The sequence below is a fragment of the Agromyces cucurbitae genome (assembly GCF_058349945.1).
In genome coordinates this window covers 838,528-862,920 of record NZ_JBYRES010000002.1, presented here as the reverse complement: position 1 = coordinate 862,920, position 24,393 = coordinate 838,528, and the positions used below count along the sequence as shown (strand labels likewise).

The 24,393-nt window shown below is 72.0% G+C and carries 21 protein-coding genes and 1 riboswitch; of the genes, 12 read left to right on the top strand and 9 right to left on the bottom strand.

Features of this window, described 5'->3' with window-relative positions; translation table 11 throughout:
* Positions 1–38 precede the first annotated feature (38 nt).
* On the bottom strand, positions 39–536 hold the full coding sequence (locus tag AC3RJ6_RS10800) for a DUF4188 domain-containing protein (RefSeq protein ID WP_491427049.1): 498 nt from the start codon (positions 534–536) through the stop codon (positions 39–41).
* 51 nt (positions 537–587) lie between these two features.
* Here AC3RJ6_RS10800 and AC3RJ6_RS10795 point away from each other — a divergent pair, with 51 nt between their 5' ends.
* On the top strand, positions 588–1,166 hold the full coding sequence (locus AC3RJ6_RS10795; protein ID WP_491427048.1) for a TetR/AcrR family transcriptional regulator: 579 nt from the start codon (positions 588–590) through the stop codon (positions 1,164–1,166).
* Positions 1,167–1,182: 16 nt separating this feature from the next.
* Here the strand turns inward: AC3RJ6_RS10795 and AC3RJ6_RS10790 are convergent, their stop codons facing one another.
* Complete coding sequence (locus AC3RJ6_RS10790) at positions 1,183–2,064, bottom strand: bifunctional methylenetetrahydrofolate dehydrogenase/methenyltetrahydrofolate cyclohydrolase (protein ID WP_491427047.1); 882 nt, start codon at positions 2,062–2,064, stop codon at positions 1,183–1,185.
* A 123-nt stretch (positions 2,065–2,187) separates the two neighbouring features.
* Entirely contained in the window at positions 2,188–3,477 is a 1,290-nt protein-coding gene (glyA, locus tag AC3RJ6_RS10785; RefSeq protein WP_491427046.1) for a serine hydroxymethyltransferase, read from the bottom strand.
* Between the two features lie 53 nt (positions 3,478–3,530).
* A riboswitch (ZMP/ZTP riboswitch) is annotated at positions 3,531–3,612 on the bottom strand.
* Between the two features lie 144 nt (positions 3,613–3,756).
* On the opposite strand from glyA, the gene AC3RJ6_RS10780 reads away from it, so the two are divergent.
* Complete coding sequence (locus AC3RJ6_RS10780; protein WP_491427045.1) at positions 3,757–5,439, top strand: beta-N-acetylhexosaminidase; 1,683 nt, start codon at positions 3,757–3,759, stop codon at positions 5,437–5,439.
* Positions 5,440–5,532: 93 nt separating this feature from the next.
* Here the strand turns inward: AC3RJ6_RS10780 and AC3RJ6_RS10775 are convergent, their stop codons facing one another.
* The 4 genes from AC3RJ6_RS10775 to AC3RJ6_RS10760 all read right to left on the bottom strand — a co-directional run bounded on the left by AC3RJ6_RS10775 (position 5,533) and on the right by AC3RJ6_RS10760 (position 11,836).
* Positions 5,533–8,352 (bottom strand): glycoside hydrolase family 20 protein, encoded by a 2,820-nt coding sequence (locus AC3RJ6_RS10775; RefSeq protein WP_491427044.1) that lies wholly within the window; start codon positions 8,350–8,352, stop codon positions 5,533–5,535.
* 265 nt (positions 8,353–8,617) lie between these two features.
* The gene (locus tag AC3RJ6_RS10770) at positions 8,618–9,547 is read right to left on the bottom strand and encodes a carbohydrate ABC transporter permease (protein ID WP_491427043.1); all 930 of its coding nucleotides are present in this window, start codon (positions 9,545–9,547) and stop codon (positions 8,618–8,620) included.
* Positions 9,544–10,545 (bottom strand): carbohydrate ABC transporter permease, encoded by a 1,002-nt coding sequence (locus tag AC3RJ6_RS10765; protein WP_491427042.1) that lies wholly within the window; start codon positions 10,543–10,545, stop codon positions 9,544–9,546. The genes AC3RJ6_RS10770 and AC3RJ6_RS10765 overlap by 4 nt, the downstream gene beginning before the upstream one ends.
* A 43-nt stretch (positions 10,546–10,588) precedes the next feature.
* Positions 10,589–11,836, bottom strand: a complete 1,248-nt coding sequence (locus AC3RJ6_RS10760; RefSeq protein ID WP_491427041.1) for an extracellular solute-binding protein — start codon at positions 11,834–11,836, stop codon at positions 10,589–10,591.
* A 395-nt stretch (positions 11,837–12,231) separates the two neighbouring features.
* Between AC3RJ6_RS10760 and AC3RJ6_RS10755 the strand changes: the two genes are divergently transcribed.
* Genes AC3RJ6_RS10755 through nagA form a run of 6 tightly spaced genes read left to right on the top strand, consistent with a single transcriptional unit; the run spans position 12,232 to position 17,902 of the window.
* Positions 12,232–13,101: an SIS domain-containing protein gene (locus AC3RJ6_RS10755; RefSeq protein WP_491427167.1), complete on the top strand. Its 870-nt coding sequence runs from the start codon at positions 12,232–12,234 to the stop codon at positions 13,099–13,101.
* A 4-nt stretch (positions 13,102–13,105) separates the two neighbouring features.
* Positions 13,106–14,092: an ROK family protein gene (locus AC3RJ6_RS10750; RefSeq protein WP_491427040.1), complete on the top strand. Its 987-nt coding sequence runs from the start codon at positions 13,106–13,108 to the stop codon at positions 14,090–14,092.
* Complete coding sequence (locus tag AC3RJ6_RS10745) at positions 14,089–15,087, top strand: 1-phosphofructokinase family hexose kinase (protein ID WP_491427039.1); 999 nt, start codon at positions 14,089–14,091, stop codon at positions 15,085–15,087. The genes AC3RJ6_RS10750 and AC3RJ6_RS10745 overlap by 4 nt, the downstream gene beginning before the upstream one ends.
* The gene (locus AC3RJ6_RS10740; protein WP_491427038.1) at positions 15,084–15,944 is read left to right on the top strand and encodes a class II fructose-bisphosphate aldolase; all 861 of its coding nucleotides are present in this window, start codon (positions 15,084–15,086) and stop codon (positions 15,942–15,944) included. Before AC3RJ6_RS10745 ends, AC3RJ6_RS10740 begins: the two co-directional genes overlap by 4 nt.
* Positions 15,941–16,726, top strand: a complete 786-nt coding sequence (locus AC3RJ6_RS10735; RefSeq protein ID WP_491427037.1) for a DeoR/GlpR family DNA-binding transcription regulator — start codon at positions 15,941–15,943, stop codon at positions 16,724–16,726. Before AC3RJ6_RS10740 ends, AC3RJ6_RS10735 begins: the two co-directional genes overlap by 4 nt.
* Complete coding sequence (gene nagA / locus AC3RJ6_RS10730) at positions 16,727–17,902, top strand: N-acetylglucosamine-6-phosphate deacetylase (protein ID WP_491427036.1); 1,176 nt, start codon at positions 16,727–16,729, stop codon at positions 17,900–17,902.
* Between the two features lie 7 nt (positions 17,903–17,909).
* Here nagA and AC3RJ6_RS10725 read toward each other — a convergent pair whose 3' ends face one another.
* The gene (locus AC3RJ6_RS10725) at positions 17,910–18,491 is read right to left on the bottom strand and encodes a helix-turn-helix domain-containing protein (protein WP_491427035.1); all 582 of its coding nucleotides are present in this window, start codon (positions 18,489–18,491) and stop codon (positions 17,910–17,912) included.
* Between the two features lie 709 nt (positions 18,492–19,200).
* On the opposite strand from AC3RJ6_RS10725, the gene AC3RJ6_RS10720 reads away from it, so the two are divergent.
* From AC3RJ6_RS10720 to AC3RJ6_RS10710, 3 genes are read left to right on the top strand one after another with little or no spacing between them, the layout of a single operon-like run.
* On the top strand, positions 19,201–21,087 hold the full coding sequence (locus tag AC3RJ6_RS10720; RefSeq protein WP_491427034.1) for a sigma-70 family RNA polymerase sigma factor: 1,887 nt from the start codon (positions 19,201–19,203) through the stop codon (positions 21,085–21,087).
* Between the two features lie 49 nt (positions 21,088–21,136).
* Positions 21,137–22,009 (top strand): formyltetrahydrofolate deformylase, encoded by an 873-nt coding sequence (purU, locus tag AC3RJ6_RS10715; RefSeq protein ID WP_491427033.1) that lies wholly within the window; start codon positions 21,137–21,139, stop codon positions 22,007–22,009.
* Between the two features lie 44 nt (positions 22,010–22,053).
* Positions 22,054–22,446 (top strand): YrdB family protein, encoded by a 393-nt coding sequence (locus AC3RJ6_RS10710; protein WP_491427032.1) that lies wholly within the window; start codon positions 22,054–22,056, stop codon positions 22,444–22,446.
* A gap of 64 nt (positions 22,447–22,510) precedes the next feature.
* Here AC3RJ6_RS10710 and AC3RJ6_RS10705 read toward each other — a convergent pair whose 3' ends face one another.
* On the bottom strand, positions 22,511–23,566 hold the full coding sequence (locus AC3RJ6_RS10705) for a hypothetical protein (RefSeq protein WP_491427031.1): 1,056 nt from the start codon (positions 23,564–23,566) through the stop codon (positions 22,511–22,513).
* A 154-nt stretch (positions 23,567–23,720) separates the two neighbouring features.
* Here AC3RJ6_RS10705 and AC3RJ6_RS10700 point away from each other — a divergent pair, with 154 nt between their 5' ends.
* Positions 23,721–24,311 carry a TetR/AcrR family transcriptional regulator gene (locus AC3RJ6_RS10700; protein ID WP_491427030.1) on the top strand — a complete coding sequence of 197 codons (591 nt, stop codon included), beginning with the start codon at positions 23,721–23,723 and terminating at the stop codon, positions 24,309–24,311.
* The last annotated feature ends 82 nt before the right edge of the window (positions 24,312–24,393 follow it).

The window sequence follows — 24,393 nt, the reverse complement described above, 5'->3', positions numbered from 1 at the left end:
CGCCCGGATCGGGAACGGCCCGCAGGCGGCGCCGGCCGTCAGGCCGCCGCGGGCCGCCGCTCGCGGCCGAGGCGCTGGCGTGCGGTGTTCATGCCCGGGCCGACGGGCACGTGGGCCGTGGCCTTCGCGAGCCCGAACGCGGGCATGTCGGCGTACACCGACTCGGCATCGGCGACCCGCACCTCGTAGGTCTCGTGCCAGACGCCGACGTGCCCGGTGCCGAGCGCCGTGCGCATGAACTCGCGCCACGGCTCGAGGTGCGGCGCCGCGCGGTCGGCGGCGAACCGCTGCAGGTGCTCGGGGCTCTCCCAGTACGACAGCAGGATCGTCGTGCGCCCGACCCAGCTCTCGAAGCCGAGCATGCCCGACTCGGGGTGGGTCGCGAGGTGGCGCAGCATCTTCGGCATCTGCTTCGCGACGCGCTGCACCCGGGCGAAGCGCCACCAGCGGTTGGCACGCATGCCGATGAGGAACACCGTGATCGTCTCCTGCTCGGGCTTCGCGGTGTACCGCCCCGGGAACACTTCTCGTGTCATCGCTCTCTCCGTAACGTCGTTATAGAACGATGTTACGGCTAGGATGCAAGCATGGCAAGACCCCCCGTCCACGATGAGGCGCTCCGCGTCCGACTGCTCGAGGTCACCGCCGAGGTGGTGGACCGCGACGGCGCGGCGAAGGCCGCGCTGCGCGAGATCGCGAGCTCGGCGGGCACGTCGACCTCGGCGATCTACACGCTCTTCGGCGGCAAGGGCGAGCTGCTCGCAGCCGTCATCGAGCACGGATTCGCATCGTTCGCCGAGGCGCAGCAGCACGCCGCCCCAGACGGGCTCCGCGCGCTCGGCGTCGCGTACCGCGAGTGGGCACGGGCCCACCCGGCGCTCTACCGGCTGATGTTCGACGGCTCGCTCGACGACTTCTCCGACTGCGAACCCGATCCGGCCGCGGCATCCGAGTCGCTCGCGCCATTGCAGGCCGCGATCGCCGCCGCCGGCTCCGACGACGTCGCGCGCGACGCCATCGCCGTCTGGGCGCAGGTGCACGGGGCCGTCAGCCTCGAGTTCGCGGGCGTCGCGCCCCCCGACGCCGACTGGGACGCCGTCTACACCGCGGTGCTCGACACGATCGAGCGTCGCTGGGGCGTGGTTGCGGCGCAGCGGTCCGCGTAGGGAGGGTCTCCCCCGCTCAGGCCACGCGCAGCTCGGCAGCCTTCACGACGTTCGCGAGCAGCATCGCGCGGGTCATCGGCCCGACCCCGCCGGGGTTCGGCGAGAGGTGGCCGGCGACGGCCGCGACGCCCGGGTCGACGTCGCCCGTGAGCCGGCCCTTGCCGGTCTCCTCGTCCTGCACGCGCGTGATGCCGACGTCGAGCACGGCCGCGCCGGGCTTGATCCACTCGGGCTTCACGAGATGCGGCACGCCGACGGCGGCCACGACGATGTCGGCGCGACGCACCTCGGCGGCGAGGTCCTGCGTGCGCGAGTGCGTGAGCGTGACGGTCGCGTCGAGCCCCTTGCGCGTGAAGAGCAGCCCGAGCGGACGGCCGACCGTGAGGCCGCGGCCGATCACGGTGACGTGGCGCCCGCGGATCGGCACGTCGTAGCGCTGCAGCATCTCGACGATGCCGGCGGGCGTGCACGGCAGCGGCGAGTGCAGCTCGCCCTCGATGCCGAGCACGAGCCGGCCGAGGTTCGTCGGGTGCAGGCCGTCGGCGTCCTTGTCGGGGTCGATGAGCTCGAGCATCGCGTTCTCGTCGTGCCCTGCCGGCAGCGGCAGCTGCACGATGTAGCCCGTCACCTCGGGAGCCGCGTTGAGGTCGCGGATCGCCGCCCGCACGTCGGCCTCGGTCGCGGTGACCGGCAGGTCGACGCGGATCGACTCGATGCCCACCTCGGCGCAGTCGCGGTGCTTGCCCGCCACGTACGAGCGCGACGCCGGGTCGTCGCCCACGAGCAGCGTGCCGAGACCGGGCGTCGCGCCCCGCGCCTTCAGTTGCGCGATGCGGCCGGTGAGTTCGTGCTTCACGGCGGACGCGGTGGCGACCCCGTCGAGGGTGATGGCGGTCATGGGGCTCCTCGGTGGCGGGCGGGCGGTGGCGGATGCCTCGGGGCGGGCGGATGCCTCGGCGTCGGCGGATGCCTCAGCCGGGGCATTGCGCCGGGGCGGCGATCGCCGCCCCGGCGCAAGGGCCTACTGCTGCAGGCCGGGGTAGAGCGGGAACGCGGCCGTGAGGGCCTCGACCCGGCCGCGGAGCGCGGCCACATCGGCCTCGCCCTGGAGCGCGAGCGCGATGATGTCGGCGACCTCGGTGAACTCGGCGTCGCCGAAGCCGCGGGTCGCGAGCGCGGGCGTGCCGATGCGCAGGCCCGAGGTGACCATCGGCGGGCGCGGGTCGAAGGGCACCGCGTTGCGGTTGACCGTGATGAGCGCCTCGTGCAGGAGGTCTTCGGCCTGCTGGCCGTCGATCTTCGAGTTGCGGAGGTCGGCGAGCACGAGGTGCACGTCGGTGCCGCCCGTGAGCACGTCGATGCCCGCGGCGCGCGAGTCGTCGGCGGTGAGGCGGTCGGCGAGGATCGCGGCGCCGCGGAGCGTGCGCTCCTGGCGGTCCTTGAACTCGGCCGACGCGGCGATCTTGAACGCGGTCGCCTTCGCCGCGATCACGTGCATGAGCGGGCCGCCCTGCTGGCCCGGGAACACGTTCGAGTTGAGCTTCTTCGCGAGCTCCATGTCGCGCGAGAGGATGAAGCCCGAGCGGGGGCCGCCGATCGTCTTGTGCACGGTCGACGAGACGACGTCGGCGTGGGGCACCGGGTTCGGGTGCAGGCCCGCGGCAACGAGACCCGCGAAGTGCGCCATGTCGACCCAGAGCTTGGCGCCGACCTCGTCGGCGATCTCGCGGAACGCCGCGAAGTCGAGCTGGCGCGGGTACGCCGACCAGCCGGCGATGATGACCTGCGGGCGGTGCTCGAGGGCCTTCTCGCGCACGACGTTCATGTCGACGAGGAAGGTCTCGGGGTCGACGCCGTACGCGACGGCGTTGTAGAGCTTGCCCGAGAAGTTGAGCTTCATGCCGTGCGTGAGGTGGCCGCCGTGGGCGAGCTCGAGGCCGAGGATCGTGTCGCCGGGCGTCGCGATGGCGCTCAGCACGGCCGCGTTCGCGGTCGCACCCGAGTGCGGCTGCACGTTGGCGTACTCAGCACCGAAGAGCGACTTCGCCCGCTCGATCGCGAGCGACTCGGCGACGTCGACGTACTCGCAGCCGCCGTAGTAGCGGCGACCGGGGTAACCCTCGGCGTACTTGTTGGTGAGCACGGAGCCCTGCGACTGCAGCACCGAGACGGGAACGAAGTTCTCGCTCGCGATCATCTCGAGATAGTCGCGCTGGCGACCGAGTTCGAGCTCGAGAACTTCGGCGATCTCGGGGTCGACCTCGGAGAGGGGCGCGTTGAAGACGGATTCGGCCAAGACTGGCTCCTTCATGACGTACGGACCAACAAGGGGTTTGCTGCCTCTGCGACTCGCGCGGAAGCAGGCGTACCGGCCCAGGCGTGCGGTCGGTCCGTACCAGTCGCTCCCCGATGGGAATCCATCTCAACGCCAGTCGCGACGCGAGCAAGCATAGCAACGGATGCCTCGCGCCGCCGCAGTTCGCGACGCGAAGCGCCCCGTCGCCCCTTCCGCGCGCCCGCCCGTCCGTGGCATCATGTCCCCCGAGCCGATTTCGTCAAGATTCCTGTCTTTCGCTTCGAAGGGGCACCGATGCCGCGCGCCACCGTCCGCACCGCCGCCGTCCGCACGACCGTCGCCGTCGCGGCCGCCTCGCTCGTGCTCTCGGGATGCACCGCCGAGCCGGCCGATCGCCCCGACTTCGCCGGGGTCGTGCCCGCCCCCGCCCACTTCGAGCGCACCGACCGGGGCGACTTCACCCTCGACGCCGGTACGCGATTCGTCGTGTCGGGCGACGACGCGGCGGGCGTCGCCGAGACGTTCGCGGAGCCGTTGCGCGCCGCCACCGGCTACGAGCTGCCGATCGAAGAGCTCGCGCCCGAGGCATCCGCGCCCGACGACGGCTCGGCCATCGCGCTCGTCATCGACCCCGACGTCGAGGGCGACGAGGGCTACACGCTCGACAGCGGCGCCGACGGCGTTCGGATCGCGGCCTCGGCGCCGGCGGGCCTGTACTGGGGCACGCAGACGCTGCGACAGATGCTGCCGGGCGAGATCGAGGAGGCCGACGCCGACGAGCCCGAGGGCGGGTGGCGGGTGCCCGCGGCCTCCATCGCCGACAGGCCCCGGTTCGCCTACCGCGCCTCGCTCGTCGACGTCGCGCGCCACTTCTTCCCGGTCGAGTACGTCCTGCAGCACCTCGACCGCATGGCGCTCATGAAGCTCAACGTGCTGCACCTGCACCTCACCGACGACCAGGGCTGGCGCATCCAGGTCGACTCGTGGCCCGAGCTCACCGGCATCGGCGCCTCGACCTCGGTCGGCGGCGACGGCGGCGGCTTCTACACGAAGGACGACTACCGCCGCATCGTCGAGTACGCGGCCGAGCGGTTCATCACGGTGGTGCCCGAGATCGACCTGCCCGGGCACACGAACGCCGCGCTCAGCGCGTACCCCGAGCTGAACTGCGACGGGGTCGCGCCGGCGCCGTACGAGGGCATCGAGGTCGGCTTCTCGTCGCTCTGCGCCGACCCTCAGCGCGCCGAGGCGACCGACCGGTTCCTCACCGACGTGCTGACCGAGGTCGCCGAGATGACGCCCGGCCCGTGGATCCACGTGGGCGGCGACGAGCCGCTCGCGACCGCGCCCGACGACTTCCTCGACCTGACGCGCCGCATCACCGCGGCCGCCGCGGCGACCGGGAAGACCGTGATCGCGTACCACGAGATGGGCGCGTCGAGCGAGCTTCCGCCGGGCACGATCGGCCACTACTGGGACCTCACCGCCGCGCACGAGATGGCGGCGAACCGCCGCGACGAACCCGCGCGCCCCTACGCCGAGTCGGCCGGTCAGGCGCGCTCGTTCCTCGCGCAGGGCGGCAGGCTCGTGCTCGCACCCGCCGATCGCACCTACCTCGACATGATGTATCCCGACCGCCCCGCCGGACCGCTCGGCACCGAGCTCGGCACGCGGTGGGCCGACACGATCACACTCGAGGAGGCGTACGACTGGCGGCCCGAGGAGACCCTCGAGGGTCTCGACGAGTCCGACATCCTCGGGGTCGTGGCGTCGGTCTGGACCGAGACGCTCTCGAACGCGCCCGACTTCGAGTTCATGGTCTTCCCCCGCATCGCCGCGATCGCCGAGGTCGCGTGGTCGCCCGCCGACGCACGCGACGAGGAGGACTTCCGCTCGCGGCTGCCGACGCTCGGCGCCCACCTCGACGGGCTCGGCGTCGCCTATCGCCAGGTCGGCGGGGTCGACTGGCAGGACTAGCGGCGCGCGCTCCGCGCACGACGACGGCGGATGCCTCGGGGTCGACCCCGAGGCATCCGCCGTGTTCGCACGGGCCGAGCCGGCCCGCCCGGTTCACCCTCGACCGGGTGCCGGTGAGCTCGCGACCGGGCCGACGTGCCCGACCCCGTCGGTGGCGCGCGCCTCGAGCCGGTGCAGGCCCGGGGCCTCGACGACCACGTCCTCGCCGTCCCACGCGGTCCACGCGCCGCCGTCGAGACGGACCTCGACGCCCGCGACGCCCGAGCCCTCATCGTGCGCTTCGACCGCGAACCGCACCGGGTTCCTCGGAGTGCTCACGGCCGGTGCGCGGTCGGCGTCGACCTCGACCGACGGCGCCTCGGTGTCGACGCGCACCAGGCCGTAGCCCGTGACCTGCCGGTCCCCGACCGTCGCCCGGTACTCGACCAGCACGTCGCCCTGCTCGTCGATCTCGACGGGGCCGTCCGCGACCGACCACGCGCCGCCGTCGATCCGGTACTCGACGGCCGAGGACGAGCCCCGGGCGCCGCCTGCGGCGAAGCTCGCGGTCGGCACAGAGGTGTACCACCCGTCGGGGCCGTCGGGCGCCTCGGGCGAGAGTTCGGCCGAGATCCACGCCTCGGGCTCGCCGCTCGAGGGGATCGTGAGCTCGAACAGGCTGAGGTAGGGGCTCAGGTTCTTCGCCGTCACCGTCACCCGGAGGTGGCGAGCCTCGACGGGCTCGAAGGTCACGGTGTCGACTCGCGCACCGCCGGCCTGCCCGGTCATCGTCGCGACCTTCGTCCACGTCGTCCCGTCACCGGACACCTCGACGACGTAGTCCTTCGCCGAGGCGCCCTCCCAGTTCAGGACCACTTCGCCGAACCGCTGCGTCGCGCCGAGGTCGACGGCGATCCACGGCTGCGCGACGTAGTTCGCCGACCAGCGCGTCTTGTCGTCCCCGTCGATCGCGAGACCCGGCTGGAACGCGGCGGCCTCGACGCCCGAGGCGGTCGCCGTCGCGCCGCTCGTGAGCGGTTCGGGAGCGAACACCGACATCCGCCAGGCGCTCACGGCCTCGCCGCCGGAGCGGATGTCGCGGACCGCGACGTACCTCGCCGGCAGCGAGCCGAGCTCGACCGATGCCGTCGCGCCGTCGACGTCGTCGGCGACCCGCTGCCAGAACACGCCGTCGTGGGACACCTCGACGTCGTAGCTCGTCGGCGCGGCCCCGGCCCACTCGACCTCGAGCCTCCCCACCGGTGCGGGCTCGGCGAGCTCGATCCGCACGTCGGCGGAGTCCTCGCTCGTCGCCCACCGAGTGAGTGCGAGGCCGTCGGTCAGCGACTCGGCCGGCGTGCCGTCGTCACTCGACGACGCTGTGGCCGTCGCGCCCAGGCTCAGCTCGCCCGGCCGGGCGACGCCGGCCTGGTCGATCGTCGAGAGCCCCGGGCCCGAGCCGATTCGGCGCAGCACTTCGACGAAGTCGCCGTACGAGCGGGTCGGCGTCTGCGAGTCCCAGGTCTTCTGGGCGATCACCGGGAACGAGTCGCGCACGAGTCCGTGCACGTCGAGCTCGGTGTACTCCTTGTGCACGAGGTCGTTCCAGACCGCGAACATCGCACCCTCGGGCGCGCCCTCGGGTACGACCGCGGTCGAGCCGAGTCGATTGGGGAGCCACGTCGCGTAGAGGCCTGCGTTGTTCAGCCCGTTGCCGTGGTAGTAGTTCGCGAACGGCACGACGTAGAGGTCGCCGTCGTTCGTGTTGATGTACCGGTAGCCGTCGGCCTCGGCCTTGGCCATGCCGTACCAGCCGTTGTTCCACGAGTTGATGACGACGTCGCGGTCGTAGCCGTCGGCCGAGCCGTGCATGACGCTCATGCTGCCCCACGCGCGCGGCTGCTTGCCGAGCCCGCGGAGGTGCTCGGCCATCGTGTTGAAGAACTCGCGGTACTGGTCGGCGCCCGAGCGCGGGTACTCATCGGCGCCGAAGTGCACGTCGGGGCCCTCGAACCAGGGCACGAACTCGTCGAAGACGGCCTTGATCGTCTCCGTGGACTCGGGGTTCGAGAGATCGAGGTGGTCGGAGTCGCCGCCGTTGAAGCCCAGCTCGGGCTTCCAGCGGATGAACGAGCGCGAGTGCGCCGGCGCATCGATCTCGGGCACGATCGTCACGGCGTGCGCGGCGGCGGTGTCCTCGAAGCTCTGCCAGTCGGCGCGATCGTAGGCGCCGTCCTCCGAGGCGAGCCCCGCGAACGCGGGGTCGTCGCTCTTCAGCCGGAAGCCGTCGTACGCGTCCTTCCAGCCGCCCGCCGGCCGCGCGATCTCGTTGTCGTTGAGGTGCAACTGGAACTGGTTGAGCTTGTACCAGCTCATCATCGTGATGTAGTCGCGCACGAACTCGGGCGTGAAGAACCGGCGCCCGACGTCGAGCGAGAAGCCCCGCACGCCGTGATTCGGCCAGTCGATCGTCTCGCCGATCGGCAACGACCGGCGCAGCGGCGACTGGACGAGCGCCTGCAGCACGGTGCGCGTGCCCCAGAAGGCCCCCTGCGAGGCGGGCGCGGCGATCTCGACGCCCTCGGCGTCGATGCTCAGGCGGTACCCCTCGGCCGCGAACAGGTCCCTGCCATCGGCGGACTCGAGGTCGGCGTCGAGGTCGAGCCGGAGGTCGCCGCTGCCGGCTTCGGCGCCGATCGCCACCTCGGCGACGACACCCGTCGTGGCGGAGAGGTCGGCGGCGAACTGGCGCGCGACGTCCTCGAGCTCGGGATCGGCGACGATCCGCGCGTCGGCGTCGAGCTCGAACGCCCCCTCGCCGCCGGTCCACGTCTGCAGCGCGGGGATGATCTCGGGCGCCGCGTTGGTCGCGGCCTGCGCGGGCGTTGGGGCGAGGGCGAGCAGCGCGACCGTCGTCGCGATCGTCGTCGCCACGGCCGTGGCGCGTCGCCGTCGCGCCCCCGTCGCGCTGGGCGGAATCCTGTCGTCCAACTGAGACCTCCTCGTCCCGATGCTCACTTCAGTGAGTGAGTAAACTAAGTTGCCCCCGACACCATACGAGACATGCGCCTCGACCGTCAAGCACCGCTGTCGGCAGCCGTCCCACCCCCGGGCCGACCACGACGCCGGGCACGGACGACGAAGGCGGATGCCCCGGGGTCGGCCCCGAGGCATCCGCCTGCCGTCTGCGCGACGAGCCCTACTTCACGCTGCCCGCCGTGAGGCCGCCGACGAGGCGCTTCTCGATGAGCATGAAGAGCACGACGACCGGGATGATCGCCACGATCGAGACGCCGAACACGTACTGCCAGCTCGTCGAGTACTGGCCGACGAACTTCGTGAGCGCCACCGACATCGGCTGGTTGCCCGCCGTCGACAGGATCACGAGCGAGGCGGCGAACTCGTTCCAGCACGCGACGAAGGTGAAGACGATGGCCGTCACGATGCCCGGCCACACGAGCGGCAGGTTGATCTTGAAGAGCACCGTCAGCCGGCCCGCGCCGTCGATCTGCGCGGCCTCGTCGACCTCCTTCGGGATGCCCGCGAAGAACGAGTGCATGATCCACACCGCGAACGACAGGTTGAACGCCGCGTTGATGAAGATCATCGCCGCCCAGGTGTCGATCATGCCGAGCGTCGTGAACTGGCGGAACAGGCCCGAGGTGAGCACGGCGGGCTGCAGCATCTGCGTGACGATCACGAGGAAGAGGAACACGAAGCGGAACGGGAACTTGAACCGCGCCGTGTAGTACGCCGCCGGGAGTGCGACCGCGAGCACGAGCAGCGTCGCGAACACCGAGATCACGATCGTCGAGATCATGTTCTGCGGCAGCGGCGTCTCGGGCGTCGACCACATGTCGATGTAGTTCTCCCAGTGCCACTCCGTGGGGAAGTAGGTGGGGTCGACCGAAAGGATCTGCGACTTCGTCTTGACGGAGCCGAAGAACATGATGGCGTACGGCACGATGAAGATCGCGAGCACGATGAGCCCCGCGAACATGCGCAGCAGCACGCGGCCGAGCGAGACCTGGTCTTCGGTGTAACGGCGCTTGCGCGGCGGGGTCTGGCCGCCGGACGCCCCGCGACCGGTGTCGCTCGCGAGCATCGCGCGGGTTTCGGTGACGGTCACTCGCCGACCTCCTTCATGGGCTTGACGACCTTCACGTACACCGCGACGATCACGATCACGATCACGAAGGCGACGACCGAGAGCGCTGACGCGACGTCGACCTTGTGCTGGTTCTGGATGTACTTGAAGATCATCGTCATGATCGTGTCGGCGTCGTAGCCCGGGATCGAGCCGGTCATCACCCTGAGGATCGGCAGCGAGTTGAACACGTTGATGATGTTGATGAGCACGGCGACGCTGAGCGCGCCCCGCAGCTGCGGCAGCACGATCGTGAAGTAGGTGCGCACCGAGCCGGCGCCGTCCATCTTCGCCGCCTCGAGCGTGTCGCCCGGCACGGTCGCGAGGCCCGCGAGGATCGTGTAGGTCGTGAACGGCAGCGACACGAAGATCGCGACGATGATCGACCACATGAACGCGGTGGTCGGGTTCTTCGTCCAGCCGTAGCCCTCGGGGGTGTCGACGAGTCCGACGTCGACGAGGAACTTGTTGATGATGCCGAAGTACGGTTCGAGGCCGTAGTAGACGACCATCGTGGTCATGACGACCGAGGCCGCCCACGGGATGATGACGACGAGGCGCACGAGCTGCCGGCCCGGGAAGGCCTTGTTGAGGATCTGGGCGAGGCCGAGCGAGATCACGACCGTGAACGCCACGACCACGACGACCCAGACGATCGTGCGGAAGAAGATCGGCCAGAAGTACGGGAACTGGAAGACCTCGACGTAGTTGTCGAAGCCGACCGATCCCTTGTCGAGCCCCGACAGCGAGATGTCGCGGGTCGAGTTGTAGAACATGACGACGGCCGGGAAGAGCACGACGCCGAAGATGAGGATCAGCGCGGGCGTGATCCAGGGAAGCGCGGCCGCGAGGTCGCGGCCGCCGGGCTTGCCGCGGCGGGCGGGCTTCGCGCCCGTCCCGCCTGCCGGCGATCCCCCGGAACGGGGGCGGCCTGGGGCCGCCCCCGTCGGGTTCGGTGATGCGTCGGTCGTGGAGCTCATGGTGCGAGGATCACCGAACCCTTTCCGTGGAATCGCGCGAGCGTCAGCTCGCGTCGACCTGCGCCTGGATCTCGGTCAGCACGTCCTGGGCCGGCTTCGACTGGATCTGGCCGAACAGCGCCTTGAACGCGCCGTCGGTCGCCTGCCACTTCGGGTTCGAGCTCGGGTAGAACTGCGCGTCGGGCAGCACCGCGAGGAAGGGCGCGAGCGCCTCGTCGTCCTTCAGCTGGTCGGCGCCCGACTTCGTGACGGGGAGGAAGCCCTCGGCCTGCACCCACGGCACGTACACGTCGGCCGAGTAGTAGTAGTCGAAGAACTTCTTGATCGCCTCCTGCTTGTCGCCGTCGTTCTGGAAGGCCATGAGCTGGTCCATGACGCCGAGCGTGAACGGCGAGCCGTCCTTGGTCGGGATCGGCACGATCGAGTAGTCGAGGTCGGGGTTGCCGTCCTCGATCTGGCCGACGGTCGGCGGGAGGCCGACCTGCATGCCGATCTTGCCCTGGACGAAGATCTCCATGAGCGGGGTGCGGTCGGTCGAGCCCGGGTCGGCCTGGGTGGCGCCCGCGTCGATCATCTTCTTGATCTGGTCGGCGCCCGGCAGGTTCTCGGGGATGTCGACCGTGATCTCCTCGGCGTCGCCGAAGGTGCCGCCGCCGCCCCACAGCCACACGGCCGCCTCGGCCTGCGCCTCTTCGGAGCCGAGCGGCATGCCGTAGCCGGCGACGCCGCCGCCGAGCTTCGAGACCTTGGTGGCCGCGTCGAGCAGCTCGTCCCAGTTGGTCGGCGCCTCGACGCCCGCCTGGTCGAGGAGGGTGTTGTTGACGAACAGGGCGCGCGCCGACGCGATGAGGGGCAGCGCGTACGCGGTGCCGTCGACCTCGGCGTTCTTGAGGAACGAGTCCTGGAAGTCGTTGTAGGTGTCGTCCGAGACGACGTCCTTCGTCTCGTAGAGCAGTCCGTCGGCCGCGAATCCGGCGAACGGTCCGCCGTTGTAGATGTCGGGTGCCTCGCCGCCCTGGATCTTCGTCGTGATGACCGACTCGAGGTTGTCCCACGACTGGACCTCGAGCTTCACGTCGATGTCGGGGTTCTCCTTCTCGAAGCCCTCGATGACGGTGTCCCAGTTGTCCTGTGTGGCGTCGGAGTAGCTCGGGACGAGCATGTCGAGCGTGGTCTTGCCGGAGGCGTCGCCGCCGTCGCCGTTGCCGCCGCCGAAACCGCACGACGCGAGCGTCAGCGACGCGGTGGCCGCGAGCGCGATCGCGGCGCCGAAGCGCAGTGACTTCTTCATTGAATGCTTCCTCACTCTGGTGGTCGGTGCACCAGCCGTGAGGGCTCACGCGCCGGTGCGTCGTTCGAAACCTGCACGGATCGTGGAAACAAGTGCAGTTTCATGAACGTTTCGTCGAACAAACGATCAGGTGCGTTCATTCGACGCTCGGCAATCTATTCCGGATGCCTCGTGGCCGTCAAGCCGCGGGAGCCATTTGTTATCAGATTTTGTTCGGATCCTTCACAAACCCCGCTTTCGTGGGACACGGTTCGGAAACGATCTTTTCCATGCTCGGTAGACACGGATTGCAGTCATCTGCAATCATTGCAGCGTCAGTGCCCTGCATCGCCGGGCCCCGCCCGTCGACTGGAGATCCCGTGACCGTGCCCAGCGCATCCGCCCCCGCCGCCCACATGGCCGCCGAGCTCGCCTCGCAGCCCGAGACCTGGGCGCGTGCGGCCGAGCTCCGCGACGAGCAGTCGCGCCTGCCGCAGCGCGGCGAGCGCATCGCCGTCGTCGGCTGCGGCACGAGCTGGTTCATGGCCCAGTCGTACGCCTGGCTGCGCGAGTCGGGCGGCCACGGCGAGACCGACGCGTTCGCCGCGTCCGAGGCCTTCCCCCTGCGCGGCTACGACGCCGTCGTCGCACTCACCCGGTCGGGCACGACCACCGAGGTGCTGCAGCTCGTCGGCGACCTGCGCGGCAAGGTGCGCACGGTCGGCGTCATCGGCGACGCCTCGTCGCCGCTCGTCGACCTCGTCGACGATGCCGTCACGCTGCCGTTCGCCGATGAGCAGTCAGTCGTGCAGACCCGTTTCGCGACGACCGCGCTCGCGCTCTTCCGCGCCTCGCTCGGCGAGGACCTCTCCCCCGCGATCGCCGACGCCGAGCGCGCGCTCGCGGCCGACCTCGACCCCGCGCTCGTCGACGCCGAGCAGTACACGTTCCTCGGCCGCGGCTGGGGCGTCGGCCTCGCCCACGAGGCGGCGCTCAAGATGCGCGAGGCCTCGCAGTCGTGGACCGAGTCGTACCCGTCGATGGAGTACCGCCACGGCCCGATCGCGATCGCCGCGCCCGGCCGCGTGACCTGGCAGTTCGGCGAGGCCCCCGAGGGGCTCGCCGGCGACGTCGCCGCGACGGGCGCTCACTTCGAGACGAGCACGCTCGACCCCATGGCCGACCTCGTGCGCGCGCAGCGCGTCTCGCTCGCGCGGGCGCTCGCTCGCGGGCTCGACCCCGACCAGCCCCGCAACCTCACGCGGTCCGTCATCCTCGAGGGCTGAACCGATGACCACCGAGCCGATGGGTGACGCGAGCGACTCGGTGCCGCTCGGCCCCGGCGCGGCCGTTCTCGCCTTCGACGTCGGGGGCACCGACACCAAGTCTGGGCTCGTGGATGCCTCGGGGCGGGTGCTCGGGCTGCGGCGCACGCCGACCCCGCTCGACGCCGGCGACCCGGCCGGCACGATCGCGCGCTCATTCGCCGACCTCGCCGCCGCACTGCGCGCCGACGCTCCCGGCGTCGTTCCCGTCGCTGCCGGCGTGAGCGTGCCCGGACTCGTCGACGAGGCGGCCGGCACCGGCATCTTCTCGTCGAACCTCGGCTGGCGCGACGCACCCATCCGCGAGCTCGCCGAGCGCGCGCTCGGGCTGCCGGTCGCCTTCGGACACGACGTGCGGGCCGCGGGCGACGCCGAGCACCGCCTCGGCGCGGCACGCGGGTACGACGATGCGGTCGTGCTCGCGATCGGCACCGGCATCGCGAGCTCGATCCTGATCGAGGGGCGTCCCTACGCGGGCGGCGGCTACGCCGGCGAGTTCGGCCACTCCCTCGCCGACCCCGCGGGCGACCGCTGCGCGTGCGGTGCGATCGGATGCGTCGAGACGATCGCCTCGGCCGGCGCCATCGCGCGCCGCTACGCCGGCGCGACCGGCGAGCCCGTCTCCGGCGCACGAGCGGTGCTCGACGCCGCGACCGCGGGCGACGCGACGGCCCGACGCATCTGGGACGAGGCGATCGAGGCGCTCGCACAGGCGCTCGCGCGCCTCGTGGCGAACCTCGCCCCCGAGGCCGTCATCATCGGCGGCGGCCTCTCGCAGGCCGGCCCGGCCCTGTTCGGGCCGCTCGGCGAACGCCTCGACGCGCTGCTCAGCTTCCATCGGCGCCCCGTCCTCGTGCGCGCATCGCTCGGCGACGACGCGGGCCTGCTCGGCACGGCGCTCGCGGCGCGAGACCTCGCCGCCCGCTCGACGGCCTGGGAGGCGACCCCGTGATCCTCACCGTGACGCCGAACCCGGCCGAAGACCTCACCTGGCACGTCGACGCGCTCCGCCCCGGCGAGACCCATCGGGTGCCTACGGGCGCCTCCCGCGCGGGCGGCAAGGGCCTCAACGTCGCCCGGGTGCTCGCCGACGAGGGCCACGACGTGCTCGCCCTCACGACCGCCGGCGGCAGAACGGGCGAACGCCTCGTCGCCGACCTCGAGCGCAGCGGGGTCGCGCACCGCATCGTGCCCGTCGCCGGCGAGACCCGGCGCAGCCTCGCGTTCGTCGACGAGGCGACCGGCGAGACGTCGATCTTCAACGAGGTCGGCTCGGCGCTCACCGCCGACGAGTCGACGGCGCTCCTCGCCGAGGCCGCCCGGCTCGGTCGCAGCGCCTCGGTCGTCGCGATCTCGGGCAGCCTGCCGCCCGGGCTCGAGCCGACCGAGCTGGCCGGCCTCGTCGCCGAGCTGACCGCTGCGGGTGCCGCCGTGATCGTCGACACGAGCGGGCCGGCGCTCATCGCGGCCGCCCGCGCCGGCGCCACCGTGCTGAAGCCCAACCGCGACGAGCTCGCCGAGGTGACCGGCCTCGACGACCCGGTCGCGGGCGCACGGGTGCTCATCGAGGCGGGCGCCCGCCTCGTCGTCGTCTCGCTCGGCTCCGAAGGGCTCCTCGTCGTCGCAGCGGCGGAGGCCCGCGGCATCCGCGCCCGCCTCCCCGAGCCCCTGCACGGCAACGCGACCGGCGCCGGCGACGCGGCCGTCGCGGCGATCGCCGCGGCCCTCGCCGCCTCCCCGACACTCGCCATCGATCCCGGCGAGCGCGACGCCCGCATCGCACTCGCGCGGCGGGCGACGGCCTGGTCGGCCTCGGCCGTGCTCATGCCGCTCGCGGGAGCACTCTCGCCCGAGCACCCGACCATCGAATCCCGCGTCGTCGTCGACATCGACGACGCGAACCCCGAGGCATCCACCCCCCTCGCCGACCCGAAGGCCACCGCATGACGCTCACGCCCACCCGCACCATCCTCGAAGCGGCGGCCGCCGCCGGCACCGGCGTCGGTGCGTTCAACGTGCTGCACCTCGAGACCGCAGAGGCGCTCGCGGGCGCCGCGGAGGACACGGGGCTGCCGGTCATCCTGCAGCTGTCCGAGAACTGCGTGCGGTACCACGGCGCCTTCGAGCCGATCGCCCGTGCGACGCTCGCGGTCGCCGAGTCGTCGACCGCGAACGTCGCCGTGCACCTCGACCACGCCGAGGACCCCGAACTCGCGCTGCGCGCGGTCGACCTGGGGTTCGGCTCCGTCATGTACGACGGGGCGAAGCTCGATTTCGCCGACAACGTCGCGACCACGCGGCGCGTCGTCGGCGCGGCGGCCGCACGCGGCGTCCTCGTCGAGGCCGAGCTCGGCGAGATCGGCGGAAAGGACGGCGCCCACGCGCCCGGCGTGCGCACCGACCCCGACGAGGCCGCCCGATTCGTCGCCGAGACGGGCGTCGACGCCCTCGCCGTCGCGGTGGGCTCGTCGCACGCGATGACCGAGCGCACCGCCGCGCTCGACCTCGAGCTCATCGCCCGGCTGCACGCCGCCGTGCCCGTGCCGCTCGTGCTGCACGGGTCGTCGGGGGTGGCCGATGACACGATCGTCGCGGGCATCGCCGCGGGGCTCACGAAGGTCAACGTGTCGACGCATCTCAACAAGGCGTTCACGGGCGCGATCCGGGAGTTCCTCGCGGAGCATCCCGCCGCCGTAGACTCTCGCAAGTACGTCGCGGCGGGCCGCGACGCGGTGCGCATCGAAGCGGGCCGGATGCTGCGGCTCTTCGCCTCGGCCCAGGCCGGGAAGGACGGGATCGGATGAATCGCGCTGAACGACTGAGTGCCGTGCTCGACCTGCTCGCCGACGGCGGCCAGGTCGAGGTCGAGCAGATCGTCGAGCGGTTGAACGTGTCGCCGGCCACCGCCCGGCGCGACCTCGACGCGCTCGCGAGCCAGCAGTTGCTCACCCGCACCCGCGGCGGTGCGGTGGCGCACTCGGTCGCGTACGACCTGCCGATCCGGTACAAGAACCAGCAGAACCCCGAGTCGAAGGCGGCGATCGCCCGGGCCGCGAGCGAGATGGTTCCGCGGGGCGCGGTGATCGGCCTCTGCGGCGGCACGACCGCGACCGCGATCGTCGAGGCGCTCATGTCGCGCGCCGACATCATGGAGCCCGCGACCGACCCGAGCCTCACCGTCGTCACGAACGCCGTCAACATCGCGATGCAGCTCGCGATCCGGCCCCAGATCAAGACGGTCGTCACGGGCGGCGTCGTGCACGCCCGCTCGTACGAGCTCGTCGGCGCGTACACCGACGCCGTGCTCGGCAGCGTCACGCTCGACTACGCGTTCATCGGCGTCAACGGCATCGACCCCGCCATCGGGCCGACGTCGCACGACGAGCGCGAGGCCGCGGTCAACGCGCTCATGGCGTCGCGGGCGACCCACCCGGTCCTCGTGGCCGATTCGTCGAAGCTCGACAAGCGCGCGTTCGCCCAGATCGGACCGCGTCGGCTGTTCTCGACGCTCATCACCGATTCGGGCGTCACCGACGACCAGCTCGCGCGCCTCGCCGACCACGGCTACGACGTTATCGTTGCTTAGGTGAGCACCCCCGACGCTTCGACGCCTTCGTCCACCGTCATCCACTCCGCACGCCTGGTGTCGGGCTTCGACAGCGTGCCCGACGCGTGGGTGCGGTTCGAGGGCGACCGCATCGCCGAGCGCGGGCTCGGCGACGGATGGCGCGCCGCGCTCGACCCCGCGACGAGCATCACGGATGCCTCGGGGCGCTTCCTCGTTCCCGGATTCATCGACCTGCACTGCCATGGCGCCGGCGGCTTCGCCGTCGACGAGGGCGACGAGGCGATCGAGCGCATCCTCGCGGTGCACAACGCCCACGGCACGACCCGCTCGGTGCTCTCGCTCGTGACGGCGTCGGTCGACCGGCTCGCCGAGCAGGTCGCTGCGATCGGGCGGTTCGCCGCGCGCGACCCGCGTGTGCTCGGCTCGCACCTCGAGGGTCCGTTCCTCGACGACGCGTTCCGCGGCGCGCACGACCCCGCGCTGCTGCGCGCGGCCGACGCAGTCGCGGTCGACCGGCTGCTCGCGGCGGCCGACGGAACGTTGCGGCAGATCACGATCGCTCCCGAGCACGACGGAGCGGCCGAGGCGATCGCCCGGTTCGTCGACGCGGGCGTGGTGGTCGCCGTCGGGCACACCGGGGCGGACTTCGCGACGGCGCTCGCGGCGTTCGACGCCGGCGCGTCGATCCTCACGCATGCGTTCAACGGCATGCGCGGCATCCACCACCGCGCACCCGGGCCGGTCGTCGCCGCGATGCACGCCGACCACGTCACGCTCGAGGTCATCAACGACGGCGTGCACGTGCACCCCGACGTCGTGAGGCTCGCGTTCTCGGGCGCGCCCGGACGTGTCGCCTTGATCACCGACGCCATGGCCGCCGCGGGGTCGGCCGACGGCGACTACATCCTGGGTTCGCTCGACGTCGTCGTGACCGACGGCGTGGCCCGCCTGCGCGAGGGCGGGTCGATCGCCGGTTCGACGCTCACGCTCGACGAGGCGCTCCGCCGCACCGTGGTCGAGTGCGGCCTCCCGTTCGACCAGGCGGTCGCGGCGCTCACGATGGTGCCCGCCGCCGCCATCGGACGCGCCCACGATCTCGGCCGCCTCGACCGCGGCTATGCGGCCGACGCCGTGCTGCTCGGCGAGGAGCTCGACGTGCAGGGCGTGTGGTCGGCCGGGGCCCGGCTGGCCTGAGCCGCCGTCAGCCGGACTCGCAGCGGCAGGTGCATTCGTCGACGCACCCCGGCGTCTCCCGGCACTTCACCGGACACACGCACGTCGCCCACGTGGGATGGGGATCGACGCCGGCCCGTCGTCGTGCGCTCTCGCGACGGGCGAGGTCGCGATCGACCCGACGCCTGATCAGCTCGCTCGAGGTCGGTTGGTCGTCGTGCTCGTTCGTTCCGCGTCTCGCTCGGAGGCGGTCGCGCTCGGCACGATGGTGGAACCATGCGACCGGATCGGGCCGGTCGTATCTCGTGGCGTGGTCGAGCAGCGAGGGTCGGTCGTCCGGGAATCGCACATCGAAGTGCGCCGGCAGCCTCCGATCGGCACGGTCGCGCACGACATCGGCCGAGACGGGCGGCACTTCGGTGCCGGACGCATCGACCACGACCATGCGCAGTCCGGCCACCGCGAGCACGGTCGCGAAGTCGCCCACGTCCAGGTTCCGCTGAGCCGACTCGAGTCGCGCGATATGCGACTGACTCATGCCGACCCGCAAGCCCAGGTCTCGCTGACTGAGGTCGGCCATTCGCCGCACCCGCAGCCTCGCGGCGACCACCGACAATCCGTCGTGCGGGTGCGTGCCATGCGCCGTCGCCGAGGCGAGACGGCGTGCGGAGATTCGGTTCAGCGCTCCTCTGACACTGATGCCTATTCGGCATCAGTGTCAGAGGAGCGCCCGGTCAGTGCCCTGAGGCGATCGGGCGGGAGCGATCACCTCGGTGAGGGCGGGAACGAGTGGAGGCGGGAACCAGTCGAGGCGGGAACCAGTGGCGGCGGAACCTGCGGATCGTGCGGCATCGCGGCGGTGTGCAGACACGGTGGACACGCGGAGGTGGACCTGAAGTCGAGGGCGGGGGCCCGAGGAGTGAGGCGGCGGCGTGAGGAGTGAGGGCGGGGCCCCGAGGCGTGTTCCCCATCGCCTCCGGACCCCAGCCCGATCGAGCGGTGCACCTCCCCCGGCGCCACCGCTGCTCCGCCGGCGGGTACCCGGCGGCCGTCACGGATTTCGGGTCTCCGCGACGGCGGTTCTCGAGGGCGGTGTTCATGCCCTCACCTGATGAGACGGGGTCACCTCAGATCTATGACGCGAATCACGGAGAAATCTGCTGGAATTGACCGAGTCCGGCTTCCACGTCATGATTCGCCCGGTCGTGCGTCTCTTCGGTGAGGCCTGCGGGCGACCCGACACCCGCGAGCCCGGACCCCAGTTTCCCCAGACGCGAACCGACTCGACCCGAATCGCCCAGACCCCGAAGGAGCCGCGCGTGCCCCCCGTGCGCACCGACCATTCCGCCGACGCGGCGCTCATCGAGCGCACCCGCCGCGGCGACTCCGCGGCGTACGGCGAGCTCTGGCAGCGGCACGCCGCCTCAGGGCGAACGGTCGCGCGGTCGTTCAGTTCGCTCGATCCCGACGACCTCGTCGCCGAGTCGTTCACGCGGATCTACGACGCGATCCTGGCCGGCAAGGGGCCGACCGCGGCGTTCCGGCCGTACCTGTTCACGACCATCCGCAACACCGCGGCGAGCTGGGGGCGCGCCCGCCACGAGACGAACCTCGAGACGCTCGAGTCGTTCGAGGACCCCGAGACGAGCGAAGAGGCGACGCTCGAGGCGCTCGACCGCTCGACGACGGCGCAGGCGTTCCGGTCGCTGCCGACCCGCTGGCAGGAGGTGCTCTGGTACAGCGAGGTCGAGGGCATGACCCCGCAGCAGATCGCTCCCCTCCTGGGCATGAGCGCCAACGCCACCGCGGCGCTCGCGTACAGGGCTCGCGAGGGACTCCGCCAGGCGTGGATCCAGGCGCACCTCAAGAACGCGGTCGAGCCCGAGTGCCGGTGGACGATCGACCGCCTCGGCACCTACACGCGGGGCAAGCTGCGCGCACGCGACACCGCGAAGCTCGAGGCGCACCTCGACGACTGCGCCCGCTGCACGATCGTCGCCGCCGAGGCGCGCGAGGTCGGCTCCCGGCTCGCGCTCGTGCTCCTGCCGCTCGCGGCGGGCATCGGCGGTGCGACGGCGTACTCGGCGTGGCTCTCGCAGGGCACCGCCGTCACGACGCTCGCCATGGGGGCGGGCGGCATCGGCGCGGCCACGGCGGGCGCGACCGGCACCGCCGGCGCCGCTTCCACGGCGGGCGCGACGGGCGCTGCGGGCACGACCGGCACCGCGGGCACGACCGGAGCCGCGGGCACCGCGGGCGCCGGTCTCGGCGCCACGGGCACCGGCATCGCGGTCGGAACCGGTGCGCTGGTCCTCGCCGCCGCCGCGGTCGCGGTGGCGGTGATCGCTCCGAACCTCGCCCCGGTCGGCGAGCCCGCCGCGGCCCCGGCCGAGGTCGTCGAGGCCGCCGCCGAGCCGGCGCCTCCCGCCGATGCGGCCGCGCCCGGCCCCGAGCCGGTCGAGGCCCCGCCGTCCCTCGACGATCCGGGTGCGATTCCCGCGCCCGGCCCGACGGCCGAGCCCGAACCGCCCGCGCCGGACCCGGCACCCGAGCCGGCCCCCGCGCCGAGCCCGACCCCCGGCCCGACGCCGACGCCCACCCCGACTCCCGAGCCCACGCCCGGCCCGTCGCCGACCCCCACCCCGACGCCGACCCCGACCCCGACCCCGAACCCCGAGCCCGTCGACACCGAAGCGCTGCCGCCGGTCGTCCTCCCGATCGACACCGCGGGTGGGCTCGTCGACCCGATCGTCTCGGGCACGGCCGAGGCGGGTGCGGCCGTCGAGCTCGTGCTCGACGGCGCGACCACCACGGTGACGGCCGACGAGGCAGGTGCCTGGTCGTACGCCTACGAGGGCATCGCAGCGGGCGACCACACGTTCTCGGCCCGGCAGACCGACATCGCCGGCAACACGTCGGCCCCGGCCGCCGCGAGCTTCTCGCTCGAGGCGCCGTCGCTCGACGTCTACCGGTTCACGGGCTTCCTCTTCGTGTTCGTCGAGGGCCGTCCCGACGCGCTCGTCGAGGTCGCGAGCTCGCGCTGGTCGCCGCGGGTGGTCCGGCTCGACGGTCGCGGCGAGGCCGATCTCTTCGGCATCGGCAGGCTCACGAACGGCGACCTGGTCTCCGTGCGCTACACCCATGAGGGGCGCTTCGGCCCGTCGCTCACGACGAAGGTCAACGCGGTCGATCGAACCGCCGGCTGAGGCATCCCATCATGCGTTGCCGGCGACGCGGGGCCGGTAATCTGGGCTGATGACGACGGATGCCGCGCCCGAACGCCTGTACCACTGGGTCGTGACCCTCAGCTGCATCGACGGACCCGGCATCGTGCACGCGATCTCGGGGGCCATCGTCGGCTCGGGCGGCAACATCACCGAGAGCCAGCAGTTCGCGAGCCTCGACACCGGCCGGTTCTTCATGCGACTGCAGGTGGAGTCGCCGGCGACGCGCGCCGAGTTCGAGGCCGCCCTGGCCCCCGTCACCGAGCGGTGGAGCATGCAGTGGCACCTCGACGAGGTGGGCCGACCGCTCAGAACGCTCGTGCTCGCCTCGACCGCCGGGCACTGCGTGAACGACCTGCTGTTCCGCCAGCACGCGGGGCAGCTGCCGGTCGAGATCCCGCTCGTGCTCTCGAACCACGGCACCCTGCGCGACCTCGTCGACTTCTACGGGGTCCCGTTCGAGTCCGCTCCCGTGACGAGCCCCGACGAGAAGGCCGCGTTCGAGCGGCGCGTGCTCGAGGCGATCGACGAGCACGACATCGAGCTCGTGGTGCTCGCCCGGTACATGCAGATCCTCTCGCCCGAGCTCTGCGAGGCGCTCGCCGGGCGATGCATCAACATCCACCACTCCTTCCTGCCCGGGTTCAAGGGCGCGAATCCCTACCGGCAGGCGCACGCGCGCGGGGTGAAGCTCATCGGGGCGACCGCGCACTTCGTGACGAGCGACCTCGACGAGGGTCCGATCATCGAGCAGAACGTGGTGCGCGTCGACCACTCGCGCTCGGTGGCCGAGCTCGTCGCGATCGGCCAGGACGAGGAGAGCCGCACCCTCAGCCAGGCCGTGAAGTGGTTCGCCGAGCGGCGCGTGCTGCTCGACGGCGCCCGCACGATCATCTTCCGCTGAGCGGCGCGGTTTGCGCCGAGCGGGCGCGGGTAGACTCGAGGGTTGTGAGCAACGCACCCCAGCCCGCCGGCGCACCCGATTCTGCGCAGAGCGCCCAGCCGAAGGTCGGGCCGAACGACATCCTCCGGTTCTTCCTCGAGCTGTTCGCGATCGTCTCGCTCGGCATCTTCGGCTTCACCGCGTTCGCGCTGCCGTGGCCCGGCATCCTGATCGGCCTCGGCGCACCCGCCCTGGCGATCCTGCTGTGGGGGCTCTTCCGCTCGCCCAAGGCCGTGTTCCGGGTCGACCCGTTCGTGAAGGCGCTCGTCGAGATCGCCGTGTTCTCGTCGGCGGCGATCGCGTGGTGGATCATGGGCCAGCCGGTCGTCGCGATCGTGTTCGCCGTCGTGGCCGCGGTGAGCGGCATCATCAACGGCCGCAAGGAGCTGGCCGGCTGACACCGCGCGCCGCCCCGGTTCGCGGGGCGACGCACGGCGCGCAGGCGTGGTCGATGCCGGGATGCTACGCCTCGAGCGCCGCTTCGGCGTTCGGCTCGGCCCCACCGGCCGTGCGGAAGTGCCCGACGACCGAGAGCAGCAGCCCGCCGACCGCCCACGCCGCGAGCACGAGCCACGGGAACGTCGTGTCGGCCGCCGGGAAGTACGAGAGGTCGCGCACGAGGGTCGCCGCGGCGCCGGGCGGGAACCACTGGCCGACCTCGCCCCACGGCTCGGCGATGAACTCCTTCGGGATCGCCGCCGCCGAGATCGGGTTGGCGAACAGCAGCATGACGATCGGGCCGACCGCGATGCCCGCCCGGCCGAACAACGCGACGAACCCGGTGATCGGCGCGGCGATCGCGGCGAGCGCGAGCCCGATGGCGGCCGCGTTCAGCCAGTAGTCGCCCTGCAGCGCCCCGAACCAGCCCTGCAGGATGCCGGCGAGCACGAGCCCGCCCGCCGCGGCGTAGACGACGACCGCGAGCACGCGGCGCATGGCGCCGATCACGACGAGCGAGATCGCGATGCCCCCGAGCATGCCGCCGAGCACGAGCGGGAAGAGCGCCGCCGCGAGCCCCGTGCCGCGGGGGTCGGTGTCGGCGAGCGGCACGACGTCGGTCACGACGACGTCGATGTGCGGCGGCGCGGTGGGGGCCCCAGCGGCCTCGGCCGCGGCTGCGGCCTGGGCGTTGACGCCCTCTTCGAGGTTGCCGGCCACGGCGGTGAGCAGTTGCGAGACGACGAGGCTGCCGGCGGAGGTGGTCAGCACCTCGGGCTCCTGCCCGAGCACGATCGCGCCGTACACCTCACGGGATTCGATGGCGTCGACGGCGGCGTCGCGATCGTCGACCTCGGTGAACGCGATCGCGCCGGGCTGCTGCTCGTCGACGGCCGCTTCGGCCGCGGCGACCGCCTCGGCCGGGCCGGTGATCGCGATCGGCAGGTCCTTCGCCTCGGCCGTGACCGACGGCCACGAGAAGGCGAGCACGATGACCGCGACGATCGCCGCGAGCACGAGGCCGAGGCCGATCACGCGTGCGATGGGAGTGTGCCGGTTCACGGCATCGGTGTGGGGCATGGTCTCCTCCGGCCTGGTGCGCCCGCGCTGGGCCGGGTGGGCCGGCGGGTCGCAGGACGTCTACTCAAAACGAATGTTCGTTCTTTATAAGAATGCGCCCGGCGCCTATGCTTGTCAAGAACGTTCATTCTGTTTGCGACCGAGGGGGACGCCGATGCCGAAGGTGACCGCCGAGTACCGGGCCGCCCGCCGCGACGAGATCCTCGACGCGGCGCTGCGCGCATTCACCGAACAGGGCTTCCAGCGCACCTCGATGGCCGACATCATCGCGGAGTCGGGGCTGTCGGCTGGGGCGATCTACGGTCACTTCGCGGGCAAGCGCGAGCTCGTCGCGGCGGTGGCCGCGCGAACCCTCGAGGCCCGCCGTTCCGAGCTCGTCGCCCGCAGGGCCGAAGGTCGCCCCCTCTCCCCCGGCGAGGTCATGGCCACCGTCGTCGACGGCATGCGGCACGAGAAGTTCAGCCGGATCCTCGTGCAGCTGTGGGCCGAGGCCGCGCACGACCCCGAGGTCCGCGGCCTCGTGCAGGGCGTGCTGGCCCGGCTGCGCGCGACGCTGCACGACCAGCTCGTCGAGTGGGCCGAGGCGAACCCCGACCGCGTCGACGGCGACCCGGCCGCGTGGGCGGATCGACTCACGCCCGTGGTCATCGCCCTCGGCCCCGGCTTCGTCGTGCAGCGTGAGCTCGTCGACGGCTTCGACGAGGAGGGCTTCCTCGCCGCGCTGCCCGAGCTCCTCCCCCACTGACGGCGGTCGGTCGGCCCGTGCCGCCGGTCGGCCCCGCAGACGACGGATGCCTCGGAGCGACGCGCGCCCGAGGCATCCGGTT

Coding starts and splice junctions, on each gene's coding strand:
- AC3RJ6_RS10800 (WP_491427049.1), bottom strand. CDS start 536: ATGACACGAGAAGTGTTCCCGGGGCGGTACACCGCGAAGCCCGAGCAG.
- AC3RJ6_RS10795 (WP_491427048.1), top strand. CDS start 588: ATGGCAAGACCCCCCGTCCACGATGAGGCGCTCCGCGTCCGACTGCTC.
- AC3RJ6_RS10790 (WP_491427047.1), bottom strand. CDS start 2,064: ATGACCGCCATCACCCTCGACGGGGTCGCCACCGCGTCCGCCGTGAAG.
- glyA (WP_491427046.1), bottom strand. CDS start 3,477: ATGAAGGAGCCAGTCTTGGCCGAATCCGTCTTCAACGCGCCCCTCTCC.
- AC3RJ6_RS10780 (WP_491427045.1), top strand. CDS start 3,757: ATGCCGCGCGCCACCGTCCGCACCGCCGCCGTCCGCACGACCGTCGCC.
- AC3RJ6_RS10765 (WP_491427042.1), bottom strand. CDS start 10,545: ATGAGCTCCACGACCGACGCATCACCGAACCCGACGGGGGCGGCCCCA.
- AC3RJ6_RS10760 (WP_491427041.1), bottom strand. CDS start 11,836: ATGAAGAAGTCACTGCGCTTCGGCGCCGCGATCGCGCTCGCGGCCACC.
- AC3RJ6_RS10755 (WP_491427167.1), top strand. CDS start 12,232: ATGGCCGCCGAGCTCGCCTCGCAGCCCGAGACCTGGGCGCGTGCGGCC.
- AC3RJ6_RS10750 (WP_491427040.1), top strand. CDS start 13,106: ATGACCACCGAGCCGATGGGTGACGCGAGCGACTCGGTGCCGCTCGGC.
- AC3RJ6_RS10740 (WP_491427038.1), top strand. CDS start 15,084: ATGACGCTCACGCCCACCCGCACCATCCTCGAAGCGGCGGCCGCCGCC.
- AC3RJ6_RS10735 (WP_491427037.1), top strand. CDS start 15,941: ATGAATCGCGCTGAACGACTGAGTGCCGTGCTCGACCTGCTCGCCGAC.
- purU (WP_491427033.1), top strand. CDS start 21,137: ATGACGACGGATGCCGCGCCCGAACGCCTGTACCACTGGGTCGTGACC.
- AC3RJ6_RS10705 (WP_491427031.1), bottom strand. CDS start 23,566: ATGCCCCACACCGATGCCGTGAACCGGCACACTCCCATCGCACGCGTG.
- AC3RJ6_RS10700 (WP_491427030.1), top strand. CDS start 23,721: ATGCCGAAGGTGACCGCCGAGTACCGGGCCGCCCGCCGCGACGAGATC.